12 protein-coding genes and 1 tRNA gene are annotated in these 13867 nt (G+C 63.8%); 10 read left to right on the forward strand and 3 right to left on the reverse strand.

All coding sequences use genetic code 11. The features are described 5' to 3' along the window. Positions 1 to 2: 2 nt before the first annotated feature. Positions 3 to 779, reverse strand: a complete 777-nt coding sequence (gene hisN, locus ACWGPT_RS00975; RefSeq protein ID WP_452603699.1) for a histidinol-phosphatase — start codon at positions 777 to 779, stop codon at positions 3 to 5. 237 nt (positions 780 to 1016) lie between these two features. Beyond that, positions 1017 to 1901 (reverse strand): N-formylglutamate amidohydrolase, encoded by an 885-nt coding sequence (locus tag ACWGPT_RS00980; protein ID WP_452603700.1) that lies wholly within the window; start codon positions 1899 to 1901, stop codon positions 1017 to 1019. Between the two features lie 181 nt (positions 1902 to 2082). Here ACWGPT_RS00980 and cpdR1 point away from each other — a divergent pair, with 181 nt between their 5' ends. From cpdR1 to ACWGPT_RS01005, 5 genes are all read left to right on the forward strand, one after another. Beyond that, positions 2083 to 2445, forward strand: coding sequence for a response regulator CpdR1 (cpdR1, locus tag ACWGPT_RS00985; RefSeq protein ID WP_452603701.1), 363 nt, complete (start codon positions 2083 to 2085; stop codon positions 2443 to 2445). 103 nt (positions 2446 to 2548) lie between these two features. Next, a tRNA-Val gene (locus tag ACWGPT_RS00990) sits at positions 2549 to 2623 on the forward strand. A gap of 343 nt (positions 2624 to 2966) precedes the next feature. Beyond that, the gene (locus tag ACWGPT_RS00995) at positions 2967 to 3392 is read left to right on the forward strand and encodes a DUF4189 domain-containing protein (RefSeq protein WP_452603702.1); all 426 of its coding nucleotides are present in this window, start codon (positions 2967 to 2969) and stop codon (positions 3390 to 3392) included. 19 nt (positions 3393 to 3411) lie between these two features. Further along, entirely contained in the window at positions 3412 to 3648 is a 237-nt protein-coding gene (locus ACWGPT_RS01000; RefSeq protein WP_452603703.1) for a DUF4189 domain-containing protein, read from the forward strand. A gap of 168 nt (positions 3649 to 3816) precedes the next feature. Further along, a complete protein-coding gene (locus ACWGPT_RS01005) occupies positions 3817 to 3990 on the forward strand; it encodes a DUF1328 domain-containing protein (RefSeq protein ID WP_452603704.1) in 174 nt (57 codons plus the stop codon). 57 nt (positions 3991 to 4047) lie between these two features. Here the strand turns inward: ACWGPT_RS01005 and ACWGPT_RS01010 are convergent, their stop codons facing one another. Beyond that, on the reverse strand, positions 4048 to 4788 hold the full coding sequence (locus ACWGPT_RS01010) for a DUF1003 domain-containing protein (RefSeq protein ID WP_452603705.1): 741 nt from the start codon (positions 4786 to 4788) through the stop codon (positions 4048 to 4050). Positions 4789 to 4939: 151 nt separating this feature from the next. On the opposite strand from ACWGPT_RS01010, the gene ACWGPT_RS01015 reads away from it, so the two are divergent. The 5 genes from ACWGPT_RS01015 (at position 4940) to glgC (ending at position 13867) form a co-directional block, all read left to right on the forward strand. Further along, positions 4940 to 6367: a mannose-1-phosphate guanylyltransferase/mannose-6-phosphate isomerase gene (locus tag ACWGPT_RS01015; RefSeq protein ID WP_452603706.1), complete on the forward strand. Its 1428-nt coding sequence runs from the start codon at positions 4940 to 4942 to the stop codon at positions 6365 to 6367. 189 nt (positions 6368 to 6556) lie between these two features. Further along, entirely contained in the window at positions 6557 to 7690 is a 1134-nt protein-coding gene (locus tag ACWGPT_RS01020) for a VWA domain-containing protein (RefSeq protein ID WP_452603707.1), read from the forward strand. A 225-nt stretch (positions 7691 to 7915) separates the two neighbouring features. After that, positions 7916 to 10378, forward strand: coding sequence for a glycogen/starch/alpha-glucan phosphorylase (locus tag ACWGPT_RS01025; protein ID WP_452603708.1), 2463 nt, complete (start codon positions 7916 to 7918; stop codon positions 10376 to 10378). Beyond that, a complete protein-coding gene (gene glgB / locus ACWGPT_RS01030) occupies positions 10378 to 12591 on the forward strand; it encodes a 1,4-alpha-glucan branching protein GlgB (protein WP_452603709.1) in 2214 nt (737 codons plus the stop codon). The genes ACWGPT_RS01025 and glgB overlap by 1 nt, the downstream gene beginning before the upstream one ends. Positions 12592 to 12604: 13 nt before the next feature. Next, entirely contained in the window at positions 12605 to 13867 is a 1263-nt protein-coding gene (glgC, locus tag ACWGPT_RS01035) for a glucose-1-phosphate adenylyltransferase (protein ID WP_452603710.1), read from the forward strand.

Consider the following 13867-nt stretch of genomic DNA (forward strand, 5'->3'; position numbering starts at 1 on the left):
GCTCAGCCGCCGTTCAGGATCGCCATCGCCTGTTCATGAAGCGCCCGGCTTCCGGCCGCAACGATATTGCCGCCGCCTTCCGGACGACCGCCGTCCCAGGTGGTGATCGCGCCGCCGGCATGCTCGATGAGCGGGATCAGCGCGCCGACGTCATAGGGCTTGAGGGAATTCTCGATCACCAGGTCGACATGACCGGAGGCGAGCAGCGCATAGGCGTAGCAGTCCGTGCCGTAGCGGAAAAGGCGCACCTGGCGCTCCACCGCACGGTAGCGATCGGCCTCCCCGCCCGTGAAGATATGCGGAGATGTCGTGAACAGGATGGCGTCCGACAGGCGCTCGCAGGCCCGCGTCCTGATCTCGCGCTCGCCGTCCGGCCCGCTGTACCAGGACCGCTCCCGGTCGGCGAAATAGCGCTCGCCGGTGAACGGCTGGTCCATAAGCCCCATCACCGAGCGCCCGTTGCTCTGGAAACCGATCAGCGTTCCCCACATCGGCACGCCGGAGATGAAGGCGCGCGTCCCGTCGATCGGATCGATCACCCACACGTTCTCGCGGTCGAGGCCGATGTCCTCGTGCTCCTCGCCGAGAATGCCGTGGTCGGGAAAGCGCGCCTGGATGAGCGCCCGGATCGCCGCCTCGGCCGCCCGGTCCGCCTCGGTCACCGGGTCGAAGCCACCCTCGACCTTGTTGGCGACGGCGCCGCCGGTCCGGAACCGCGGCAGCGTCTCCGCCCGGGCGGCATCGGCAAGCGCATGGAAGAACTCTCGGTCGGGAAGCATGGGAACCTCGTTGGCGGCATGGATGGGGAGGTTGTAGCGCCCTGGCCGCAGGAAGCAATCCGCAACGACTTAAACGGCACATGATTAAAATGTGGACGGATCTTGAGAATGCTTGACATATGTGCACCCCAAAAATAGTCTGACATTGCAGTCTTTGACTGTAATGCCCTCCTTGGGTGTTTCCTCCCTAGACTAGCCGCGCTTCGGCGCGGTTTTTTTTGTCTGGTGAATGAGGCGCTATTCGGCCGCGAGCGACGTGGTGCCGGAGAGTTCCTCGGCGATTTCCGCCAGCTGCCGCATGAAGGTGAAGAGACTGCCGGCGACCGCGTCGAAATCCGGCCTCTTCTGAAGCGTCGCCTCGTCCACGTAGAGAGACCGGTTGATCTCGATCTGCAGCGCATGCAGGCCGCGCGCGGGACGCCCGTAATGCTCGGTGATGAAGCCGCCCGCATAGGGCTTGTTGCGCACGGCGCTGAACCCGAGTTCGCTCAGGATGCAGATCGCCGCGCGGGAAAGGTCCGCCGAGGCGCTGGTGCCGTAGCGGTCGCCGATAATGAAGTCGGGTCGCATGTCGGAGCCGGCAAGGCGTATATTGCCGGGCATCGAGTGGCAGTCGATCAGGATGCTCGTGCCGAACCGCGCATGGGTGCGGGCGATCAGCCGGCGAAGCGCGGCGTGATAGGGCTTGTAGATCGTCTCGATTCGCGAAAGCCCCTCCTCGACGCTGAGCCGGCGCCGGTAGATTTCCATGTTCTCGGCGACGATTCGCGGGATTGTCCCCAGCCCACCCGCGACCCTCAGCGAACCGATGTTGGCGAAGGGCGGCAGCGGTCCGTCGAACATCTTCGGATCGAGTTCGTAGGGCTCGCGGTTGACGTCGAGATAGGCGCGCGGAAAGTTGGCGGCGAGCAGCGGCGCACCGAGTTCGGGGGCTGCGGCGAAGAGTTCGTCGACGTAATGGTCGGCGGAGCGCCGGATGGAGAGCGAATCAAGCCGCGAATCAGCGAGGAAGGCGGAGGGATAATCGCTGCCGCTATGGGGAGAATTGTAGACGAAGGGGATGGTCTGGCAGGCGGGCTCTCTGATCTCGAACTGCTCGAAGTCGCCTTTTGCCCGGTCCATCTAGCCTTTACCATGTCATGAACTTCCAGAACGGGCATGTTGCCAGTTGCCCCGCCTGAAGTCCATACTATCTATGTCCTGTCAGGATCCGCTCCTGCTGCCATTAAATGGGCTTTTACCAGATAACGGCTAGAATGGACTCTCCGGAAAAATTGAAAATATGGAACACGGCCCTCGAACGATGCAAAAAATCCTTCTCGCCGAAGACGACAACGACATGCGGCGCTTCCTCGTAAAGGCGCTCGAGAAGGCTGGCTATAACGTCGCTTCCTTCGACAATGGCGCAAGCGCCTACGATCGGCTGCGCGAGGAACCCTTCTCGCTTCTCCTCACCGACATCGTCATGCCGGAAATGGACGGTATCGAACTCGCCAGGCGCGCGACCGAACTCGATCCCGACCTCAAGGTGATGTTCATCACCGGCTTCGCGGCCGTCGCGCTGAACTCCGATTCGAAGGCTCCGAAGGACGCGAAAGTCCTCTCCAAGCCGTTCCACCTGCGTGACCTCGTCGACGAGGTCAACAAGATGCTCGCCGCTGCGTGAGCCCTGTCCCGGCGAAACACGGGGACCTGAAAAAAGCTTCGTGTTTCGTTTCAAAGACTGTTGACGGCCCGACCACTCTATGGTCTATGCGCCGACATCGGATGGGCGTGTAGCTCAGCGGGAGAGCACTACGTTGACATCGTAGGGGTCACAGGTTCAATCCCTGTCACGCCCACCATCCGATCCCCTTGTTTCTCAGGCCTTTTGGCCCTCCCCCACCTCCCTGGCACAGGCCTCCCTCCGGTTCGATGAACCGCGCGGCTTGAGGTAATTTACCGGCGTCGGCAGGCGTCTCGCGCGTACATTTCGGGGACGGTGAAAGCCGCCGAATCCGGACCGCCACCGCAAGGCTCTGGAGAGCCGAATCCCGCCTTCAGAGCTCGCCAACCCACTATATTGATCCGGGCAAGTATGTCGCTCTGCGCGGCCATCTCCTGCAGCATCACGCCATGCTTATATAAGCATCTACGCATCGCTCCGACCGACTTCTTCTGCAATTAACTGTCCCGATGGAAAAACGCTTGTACTATTCTTCAAACGAGCTATTCACCCTGCGCCGCAATTCCGCGGATTTTTGGGGGATTTCAATGAAATCTAATTTAAAGGTTGCTTTCGCAGCGGTCGTCATTGCATGCGCATACTCCACCTCTGCTTTCGCCACGGGTGCAATTGCGGTGAATGACGCTCAGGGCATGTCGGCGGAAGATGCCGGTTACGCCGTCGGTTACGGCGGCTCCGAGAAGGAAGCCTCGGCCAATGCGGTCAAGGAATGCAAGGCAGCCGGCAATGACAATTGCGAGGTCATGCTGACCTTCGAACAGTGCGGCGCCTATATCGGCAACAAGGCTTACTACGCGACCGGCGTCGGCGCGACGGAAGCCGCGGCAATCAAGGCTGCGAAGGACGACTGCCCGGACTGCAAGCTGATCGTTGCAGACTGCCACTAAGTCCGCGGGAATGATCGACATGACCAATATCAAGAAGGCGGGGCTTGCCGCTGTCGTGGGCGCGCTCGCGCTTGTCATGACGAATACATCTGCCCATGCCTGGGGCTGCATCGCGGTGTCCGACGAGGGCAGCTACGGCTACAGCTACGGCGCCAGCAGCGAGAGCGCCGCGATGAAGCGGGCCTTGAACGAATGTGCCGCGCGCACCAGCACGGAAGGTGAATGCGAAATCACCGAGTGCGAGGAAGACGACTGATAGCGGCCGGCCCGCCCCTTCCGGTGGCGGGCCATTCCCCCGGAGCGGGAAGCCGCTCGCCCAACGCCCGCACCGCCTCTCGTCAATGCTCACGCCGCCCGGTCCCTTTCCGCTCCTGGAACATTTTCGCGAGACCTGCGTTCTCCGGCCCAGCAAAAGGAGCACGCCATGCTGAAATGGGCCCTGATCTTTCTCGTCATCTCGATTGTCGCAGGCTTTCTCGGCTTCTCGGGCGTCTCTGCGGCAACCGCATCGATCGCCAAGGTGCTCTTCGTCCTGGCGCTGGTTGTCTTCGTCGTCTTCCTGATTCTGGCGATCGTCGGCGGAAGTCTGGTCTTCTGAGGGCGCCGCCCCATGGCATGAGGCCTGAGCCTCACGCCCGGCCGATGCCGGCGGGCGTCACCGCCGCTCGCCCGGCGAGCCGCCATTCCGCTCCAGCAACTCGATCTGGATCTGCTGCAGTTCGGCAAGGCGCTCCCACTGCTGCGCCATCTGATGGTCGATCTTCTCGTGCAGCTGTCGGATTTCCATTTCGGCGCGCAGGTTGATCATGTAGTCGCTCTCCGCCCGCTGCCTGTCCTTCGCCTCCTGGCGCTTCTGGCTCATCATGATGATCGGCGCCTGCAGCGCGGCAAGGCAGGAAAGCGCCAGATTGAGAAGGATGAAGGGATAGGGATCGAACGGGTCGGCGAACAGCCCCGACACGTTGACGCTCATCCACGCGACGAGGATGACGCAGGACACGATGATGAAGCCCCAGGAGCCGCCGAAGGTCGCCACCGCGTCGGATGCCTTCTCGCCCAGCGTCCGCTCTCCCTCCAGCGCCATGTCGGCGCTCGATTGCACCGTCGAGGCACCCGCGACGAAATTCTCGACCACCCGCCGGTCCAGCTCGGAAAGCTCGCCCCGCTCGTCGTTCAGCAGCTTTTCCACATAGAGCCGCCGGTAGCGGGAAAGGTCGGGTTCGCAGATCAGCGACTGATCGCCGATATCCTCCACGCTCTCGGCGATGAGCGCCCGAAGCGCCGGCCTCAACTGCTCGATCTCGTGCAGTTCCTTCAGGGGAAGCTTTCGCCCGCAGACCGCGCAGCGCCCCACCTCGGCGCCATCCCTGCCGGCTTCGTCTGACACGTCCATCATCTCTTCCTCCTGCCGCCAGGCACCCGTAAACCCGGGAAATCCGAGGGTGGTCGATGCTTACCGCTCCAAGGCTCCCTTGCTTCTCCGGAAACAGCCGCTAGAAGACGCAAGAGGACAGTTTGCGCGTTGGCGGATGATTTCAAGGACGGACATGACTCAGAAGATCATTCCCGTGATCATGGCGGGCGGAAGGGGAACGCGCCTGTGGCCGCTCTCGCGGGCAAGCGCCCCCAAGCAATTCATCCGGTTCATCGGTGACCGGACCCTCTTCCAGGCGACGATGACGCGCCTCGCCGATCCGGCGCTCTACGAGCCGCCGATCGTCGTCACCAACGAGGATTTCCGCTTCATGGTGGCCGAGCAGGCACGCGAGCTTGGCATGCCGCTCGCCGCCACGCTGCTGGAGCCGACCCCCCGCAACACGGCGGCAGCAATTGCCGCGGCCGCCGCCCTCGTCATCGAGCGCCACGGGCCGGACGCCGTCATGCAGGTGCTCGCCTCCGACCACGAGATCGTGGCCGACCAGCGCTATTTCGACGCCATCCGGGCCGCCCGCGATGCAGCGATCGGCGGCAGGCTCGTGACCTTCGGGATCGACCCGACGGAGCCCTCCACCGGCTACGGCTATATCGAGGCAGGCGATCAGATCGCCCCCGGCACCCACGCGGTCCGCCGCTTCGTCGAGAAGCCGCCGCTGAAAGAGGCCGAGCGCATGCTCGCCGAAGGCGGCTATTACTGGAACTCCGGCATCTTCATGTTCACCGCAGGCCAGGTGATGGAAGAGATGGAAGCCTACGCGCCGGAGGTTGCCTCGGCAGCCCGCGAGGCGGTCGCCCGGGCCGTCATCGATCTCGACTTCGTCCGTCTGGATGCGGAAGCCTTCGCGAGGAGCCCGGACATCTCGATCGACTACGCGATCATGGAAAAGACCTCGAACGCGGCGGTGGTCCCCTCCTCCTTCACCTGGTCCGATCTCGGCAGCTGGGACGCGGTCTGGAAGCTCGGCACCAGCGACGAGGCCGGCAATGTCGTCTCCGGCAACGCGACGCTGATGGATACCCGCAACTCGCTCGTCATGTCCCGCACCAGCCATCTGGCCGTGCAGGGCCTGGAAAACGTCGTCGTCGTCGCCAGCGAGGATGCCGTCTACGTGGGCAGGCTGGAGGACAGCCAGAACGTCGGCCGCATGGTCAAGCAGCTTGCCGCCTCCCCGGCAAGCGCCGGGCTCACCGAAACCCACCCCACCTCCTACCGGCCCTGGGGCGGCTATACCTCCATCCTCAACGGCGACCGGTTCCAGGTGAAGCGCCTCTTCGTCTCGCCGGGCAAGAAGCTCTCGCTGCAGAAGCACCATCACCGCTCCGAGCATTGGATCTGCGTGAAGGGCACGGCCGAGGTCACCGTCGGCGACCAGGTGAAGACGGTGCGCGAGAACGAAAGCGTCTACATCCCGCAGGGAGAGGTCCATCGCCTCGCAAACCCGGGCAAGATCATGCTCGAGATGATCGAGGTGCAGACCGGCTCCTATCTCGGCGAGGACGACATCATCCGCATCGTCGACGAATTCGGCCGCAGCTGAGGCAGGCCGCGCCGCCGACCTGAACATGACCCTGCCCTGAGATAACGCCAGGGCAGCGGCCGGGGCCGTGGCCGTGGCCGTGGCCGTGTGCGCCATCGGTTAAAATGCAAGGCTTTCGCTTAGGCCTTCCTCCACGACTTTTTGCTACCAACGTCCGCAAGTTCGGCTGTACGAGCGGGTGGGAAGATGATGGCGTGGCAGAATTTCTTGCGGCTCCTGAACGACCGCGGCGGCAATTTCGGCATCATGACGGCAATCCTGCTTCCCGTCCTTATCGGCGGAGCCGGCATCGCCCTCGACCTCACCAATATGATGGTCTCGAAGACCCAGCTCCAGGAAGCGACGGATGCCGCCGCCCTTGCGGCCTCCACGGCGCTTGCCACCGGCGAGGCCGCCGATGAAGCCGAGGCCCGCGAGGTCGCGCGGCGCTTCTTCGTGGGACAGGCGACGAACCTCCTGGGCACGCAGGCCGCGACCGCGCTTTCGAAGAAGCTCGACATCGGCATCAGGACGACCACGACCGCCACTGGCAAGACCTTCGATGTCGAGGTCCAATCCAACTACGATCTTGCCCTGACGCCGCTGATGGGCGCGTTCGGCCACGGCACCACCAACATCGCCACGGCCGGCGCCTCGACGAGCGGGATATCTGCAAAGCAGCCTGCGCTTACGATGGCCCTCATCCTGGATGAATCCGGCTCGATGCACGCGTCGGTCGGAACGCCGGGGGTGAACAAGCACGCTGCCCTCAGAACCGCTGCAACAGCGCTGTTTGACGCGCTCGACAAGGCCGACCCCGACAAGAAGCTGGTCCGGACAGCGGTATATACCTACGACCAGAAGATGGTTTGGAGTTCGCCGCCTGCCTGGGGCACGACCGCGGCGCGAACCACCGTGAAGAAGATGGTCGATGACAACATCGGCACGACCAATGCCAACGAGCCCCTCCAGACGGCAACCAGCGCAATCAGGCGTAACGCTGCGGGAAACGACAGCGAGTCCCAGGAGCACTCGAAAAAGGGCAATGAAACCGTCCGCCGTTACATCGTGTTCATGACCGACGGCGAAATGACCGGCACGGATGGAAAGTGGAGCAAGAAAGTCGACGGCGATGTCCGGAAGAAATGTGAGGCTGCCAAGGAAGCAGATATCCACATCTACACCGTCGCGCTGAAGGCTCCTGCCAGCGGCAAGACCCTCCTGAATTACTGCGCCACCTCGAGCAAGGACTACTTCGAGGCGGAAACGATGAGCAAGCTTGTGAGCGCCTTCGAAACGATTGCCAAGGATGCCGCGAAGGAAACAACCCGCCTGACGAACTGATCGGCAGCAACGGTTCGCTGCGCCCGCCACCCGGCGCCCGATATCCCGTCCGATATCGCCTCCAACGTCCCTCCGGCGGCACTCTTCGGGCGCCGCCTTTTTTCCGCCGCCTCAATCGCTTTATTGCCAGCCCCTTGCATCGGTGCATAAACTGGCGCCGAAATTCGAGACCGAAGGTTCACGCAGGTCACCTCCCAGCCTGCCCACCGGAAGAGTTGGCATACCATGAATGATAGCCTCCCGGCCGTGGAAATCCCGCAGCCCAGCCCCCGCAGCACCCGCCCCGAAATACTCGCCGAAGAGATCATCGAGCGCCTGACCTACCGCATTGGCAAGGATGCCAAGGTCGCCAAGCCGCACGACTGGCTGACCGCCGCCATCCTCGTGGTGCGTGACCGCATCATCGACCGCTGGATGGAATCGACGCGCCGCGCCTATGAGAACGGCGACAAGCGGGTCTATTACCTCTCGCTGGAATTCCTGATCGGCCGGCTGATGCGCGATGCCGTCTCCAATCTCGGCGTCATGAACGAACTGCGCGATGCGCTCGCCTCCCTCGGCGTCGATCTCGACGTCATCGCCGGCCTCGAGCCCGATGCGGCGCTCGGCAATGGCGGCCTCGGCCGCCTCGCCGCCTGCTTCATGGAATCCATGGCCACGGTCGACATCCCCGCCTATGGCTACGGCATCCGCTATGTCCACGGCCTCTTCCGCCAGCAGATGGCGGATGGCTGGCAGGTCGAGCTGCCGGAGACCTGGCTTGCCCACGGCAACCCGTGGGAGTTCGAGCGGCGCGAAAGCTCCTACGAGATCGGCTTCGGTGGTTCGGTGGAAACCATCGGCGGCTACGAAGAGCCGCCGCGCTATGTCTGGAAGCCCGCCGAGCGGGTGATTGCCACCGCCTACGACACGCCGATCGTCGGCTGGCGGGCCCAGCGCGTCAACACCCTGCGGCTCTGGTCGGCCCACCCGATCGACCCGATCCTGCTCGACGCCTTCAATGCCGGCGACCACATCGGCGCGCTGCGCGAGAGCAACAAGGCCGAGGCCCTCACCCGCGTCCTCTACCCGGCCGACGCCAATCCGGCCGGCCAGGAGCTGCGGCTGCGCCAGGAATACTTCTTCTCCTCGGCGTCCCTGCAGGACATCCTGCGCCGCCACCTGCAGCAGTACCCGGATTTCTCCAACCTGGCCGACAAGGTGGCGATCCAGTTGAACGACACCCATCCGGCGGTTTCCATCGCCGAGATGATGCGCCTGCTGACCGACATCCACGGACTGGAATTCGACGAGGCCTGGGAGATCACCCGCGGCACCTTCTCCTATACCAACCACACGCTCCTGCCCGAGGCGCTGGAAAGCTGGCCGGTGCCGCTCTTCGAGCGGCTTCTGCCCCGCCACATGCAGATCGTCTACGCGATCAACGCGAAGATCCTGCTCGAGGCACGCAAGGCCAGGCACTTCAACGACCAGCAGATCCGCGCCATCTCGCTGATCGACGAGAACGGCGACCGTCGCGTTAGGATGGGGAACCTCGCCTTCATCGGCTCCCATTCCATCAACGGCGTCTCCGCGCTCCACACGGAGCTCATGAAGGTCACGGTCTTTTCCGACCTCAACACGCTCTATCCCGAGCGGATCAACAACAAGACCAACGGCATCACGCCGCGCCGATGGCTGATGCAGTGCAATCCCGGCCTCACCTCGCTGATCCGCGAGACGATCGGCGACCGGTTCATGGACGATACGGAAGCGCTGCATGAACTCGAGGCCTTCGCCGACGATTCCGCCTTCCAGGAAAAGTTCGCGGCGGTGAAGCGCGAAAACAAGGTGCAGCTCGCCCAGCTCGTCGGCGGCCGCATGGGCGTGCGCATCGATCCCTCGGCCATGTTCGACATCCAGATCAAGCGCATCCACGAATACAAGCGCCAGCTCCTCAACATCATCGAGGCGGTCGCCCTCTACGACCAGATCCGCTCGCATCCGGAACTCGACTGGGTGCCGCGCGTCAAGCTGTTCGCGGGCAAGGCGGCGCCCAGCTATCACAATGCCAAGCTGATCATAAAGCTCGCGAACGACGTCGCCCGGGTCATCAACAACGACCCGGCCGTCCGCGGCCTCCTCAAGGTCGTCTTCATCCCGAACTACAACGTCTCGCTCGCCGAAGTCATGGTGCCTGCCGCCGACCTTTCCGAGCAGATCTCGACGGCCGGCATGGAAGCGTCCGGCACCGGCAACATGAAGTTCGCGCTGAACGGCGCGCTGACGATCGGCACGCTCGACGGCGCCAATGTCGAGATGCGCGACCACGTGGGGGCGGACAATATCGTCATCTTCGGCCTGACGGCGGAAGAGGTCGCCCAGGCCCGCGCGGAAGGTCCCGAGCCGCGCGCCATCATCGAAAAGTCCAAGGAACTCTCCCAGGCGCTCGACGCGATCGCCTCGGGCGTCTTCTCGCCGGACGACCGCTCGCGCTTCACCGGGTTGATCGACGGCATCTACGATCACGACTGGTTCATGGTGACCGCCGATTTCGATGCCTACGCCGCCGCACAGCGGACCGTTGACCAAATCTGGACAGACCCTAAATCGTGGTATTCAAAGACAATTCGCAATACCGCCCGGATGGGATGGTTCTCCTCTGACAGGACCATTCGCCAGTACGCGTCGGAAATCTGGAGAGCCTGATGACGACAGCGCCGAAGTCGCTCGACGACGGAAGAGCCCCTGGCGAAATTCCGTTGTCGGAGATCGAGGCGATCCTGGAGGGCCGGCACAGCGATCCATTCGCCGTGCTTGGCCTCCACAAGCTGCCGACCGGCTACCATGTCCGCTGCCTCATCCCGGGCGCCGAGGAAGTCGCCGCCTACCAGCTCGACGGAACACGCCTCGGCCTGCTCAAGCAGCGCCATGAGGCCGGCTTCTTCGAAGGCCCCGTCGAGGTCTCCGGCCTGCGGCCGATCCGCTACCGCGCCCGCCGCGGCGGCGACGACGAATGGGCCGTCACCGACCCCTACAGCTTCGGCCCCGTCCTCGGTCCCATGGACGACTACCTCGTCCGCGAGGGCTCGCACCTGCGCCTCTTCGACAAGATGGGCGCCCATCCGATCCGCCACCAGGGCGTCGACGGCTTCCACTTCGCCGTCTGGGCCCCCAATGCCCGCCGCGTCTCCGTGGTCGGCGACTTCAACCGGTGGGACGGGCGGCTGCACGTCATGCGCCTGCGCAAGGATACCGGCATATGGGAGATCTTCGCCCCGGACGTGCCGGCGGGCTCTTCCTACAAGTTCGAGATCATCGGCCAGGACGGCGATCGCTTCCTGAAAGCGGACCCCTTTGCGCGCCGGGCGGAGATGCGGCCGAAGACCGCCTCCGTCGCCGCCCCCGAACTGAAGCAGGACTGGCAGGACGAGGCGCACCGCGCCCACTGGGAAAAGGCCGATCACCGCCGCCAGCCGATCTCGATCTACGAGGTCCATGCCGGCTCCTGGCAGCGCCACGACGACGGCTCCTTCCTGAGCTGGGACGAACTCGCCTCCAGGCTCATCCCCTATGTCGCCGACATGGGCTTCACCCATATCGAGTTCCTGCCGATCACCGAACATCCCTATGACCCGTCCTGGGGCTACCAGACGACGGGCCTCTACGCCCCGACGGCCCGCTTCGGCGATCCCGAGGGCTTTGCCCGCTTCGTCAACGGCTGCCACAAGGTCGGGATCGGCGTCATCCTCGACTGGGTGCCGGCCCACTTTCCGACCGATTCGCACGGCCTGCGCCGCTTCGACGGCACCGCGCTCTACGAACACGAGGATCCGCGCCAGGGCTTCCACCCCGACTGGAACACGCTCATCTACAATTTCGGGCGGCTGGAGGTTCTCTCCTACCTCGTCAACAACGCCCTCTACTGGGCGGAGAAGTTCCATATCGACGGGCTGCGCGTCGATGCCGTCGCCTCCATGCTCTACCTCGACTACTCCCGCAAGGAAGGCGAGTGGGTCCCCAACGAATACGGCGGCCGCGAGAATCTCGAGGCGGTCCGCTTCCTCCAGAAGCTGAACAGCCTCTCCTACGGCAATCATCCGGGCGTCATGACGATCGCCGAGGAATCGACCTCCTGGCCGAAAGTCTCCCATCCCGTCCACGAGGGCGGGCTCGGCTTCGGCTTCAAGTGGAACATGGGCTTCATGCACGACACGCTCGGCTACCTGAAGCGCGAGCCCATCCACCGCAAGCACCATCACAACGAGATCACCTTCGGCCTCGTCTACGCGTTCTCGGAGAACTTCGTCCTGCCGCTCAGCCATGACGAGGTGGTCCACGGCAAGGGCTCGCTGATCGCCAAGATGGCCGGCGACGACTGGCAGAAGTTCGCCAACCTGCGTGCCTACTACGCCTTCATGTGGGGCTATCCCGGCAAGAAGCTCCTGTTCATGGGCCAGGAATTCGCCCAGTGGAGCGAATGGAGCGAGGCAAGGGCGCTCGACTGGAACCTCCTGAGCTATCACCAGCACGAGGGCATGCGCCGGCTGGTCCGCGACCTCAACCTCTCCTACCGCGCAAAGCCCGCATTGCACGCCCGCGACTGCGAGCCGGAAGGCTTCCGCTGGCTGATTGCCGACGACCACGACAATTCCGTCTTCGCCTGGCTACGCATGGCGCCGGGCGAAAAACCGGTGGCGGTCATCACCAATTTCACCCCCGCCTACCTGGAAAATTACCGCCTCCCCTTGCCAACGGCGGGAAGATGGCGGGAAATCCTCAACACCGATGCCGAGATCTACGGCGGCAGCGGCAAGGGAAACGGCGGCCGAGTACAGGCGGTCGACGCCGGAGGAACGATCAGCACCACCATGACGCTTCCGCCGCTGGCGACGATCATGCTGGAACTGGAACAGGTATAGAGAGGGGGAGAAGATGGACGACAAGCGCTACCAGCCACTGGCCCGCGACGCCATGGCCTATGTCCTGGCGGGCGGCCGCGGCAGTCGCCTCAAGGAACTGACCGACCGGCGCGCCAAGCCGGCCGTCTATTTCGGCGGCAAGGCCCGCATCATCGATTTCGCCCTGTCCAACGCCCTGAATTCCGGCATCCGCCGCATCGGCGTCGCGACCCAGTACAAGGCCCATTCGCTGATCCGCCACATGCAGCGCGGCTGGGGCTTCCTGCGGCCGGAACGCAACGAGAGCTTCGACATCCTGCCGGCCTCCCAACGCGTCTCGGAGACGCAGTGGTACGAGGGCACCGCCGATGCCGTCTACCAGAACATCGACATCATCGAGGGATACAATCCCGAATACATGGTCATCCTCGCCGGCGACCACGTCTACAAGATGGACTACGAATACATGCTCCAGCAGCACGTGGATTCCGGCGCCGACGTCACCGTCGGCTGCCTAGAAGTGCCGCGCATGGAGGCGACCGGCTTCGGCGTCATGCATGTGGACGACAAGGACAACATCATCGATTTCGTCGAGAAGCCCGCCGATCCGCCGGGCATTCCCGACAATCCGGAATTCGCCCTCGCCTCGATGGGCATCTACGTCTTCAACACCAAGTTCCTGATCGAGGCCCTGAAGCGCGACGCCGCCGACCCATCGTCCAGCCGCGACTTCGGCAAGGACATCATTCCGTGGATCGTCAGGAACGGCAAGGCGGTGGCGCATCGCTTCACCAAGTCCTGCGTCCGCTCCGAGTTCGAGCGCCATTCCTACTGGCGCGACGTCGGCACGATCGAGGCCTACTGGCAGGCGAACATCGACCTCACCGCCATCCTTCCGGAACTCGACATCTACGACAAGTCCTGGCCGATCTGGACCTATGCGGAGATCACGCCGCCGGCGAAGTTCGTGCATGACGACGAGGACCGGCGCGGTTCGGCGATCTCCTCCGTCGTCGCCGGCGACTGCATCATCTCCGGCTCCACGCTGCACCGGAGCCTGCTCTTCACCGGGGTGCGCGCCAATTCCTATTCAAGGCTCGACGGCGCGGTCGTGCTGCCGAACGTGCGCGTCGGCCGACGGGCGCAGCTTCGCAATGTCGTCATCGATTCCAATGTAACCATCCCGGAAGGACTGGTGGTCGGCGAGGATCCGGAACTCGACGCACGCCGGTTCCGGCGCACCGAAAGCGGCATATGCCTCATCACCCAGCCGATGATCGACAAACTGGAATTGTAG

The sequence above is a fragment of the Pseudorhizobium sp. NPDC055634 genome, from assembly GCF_053618655.1.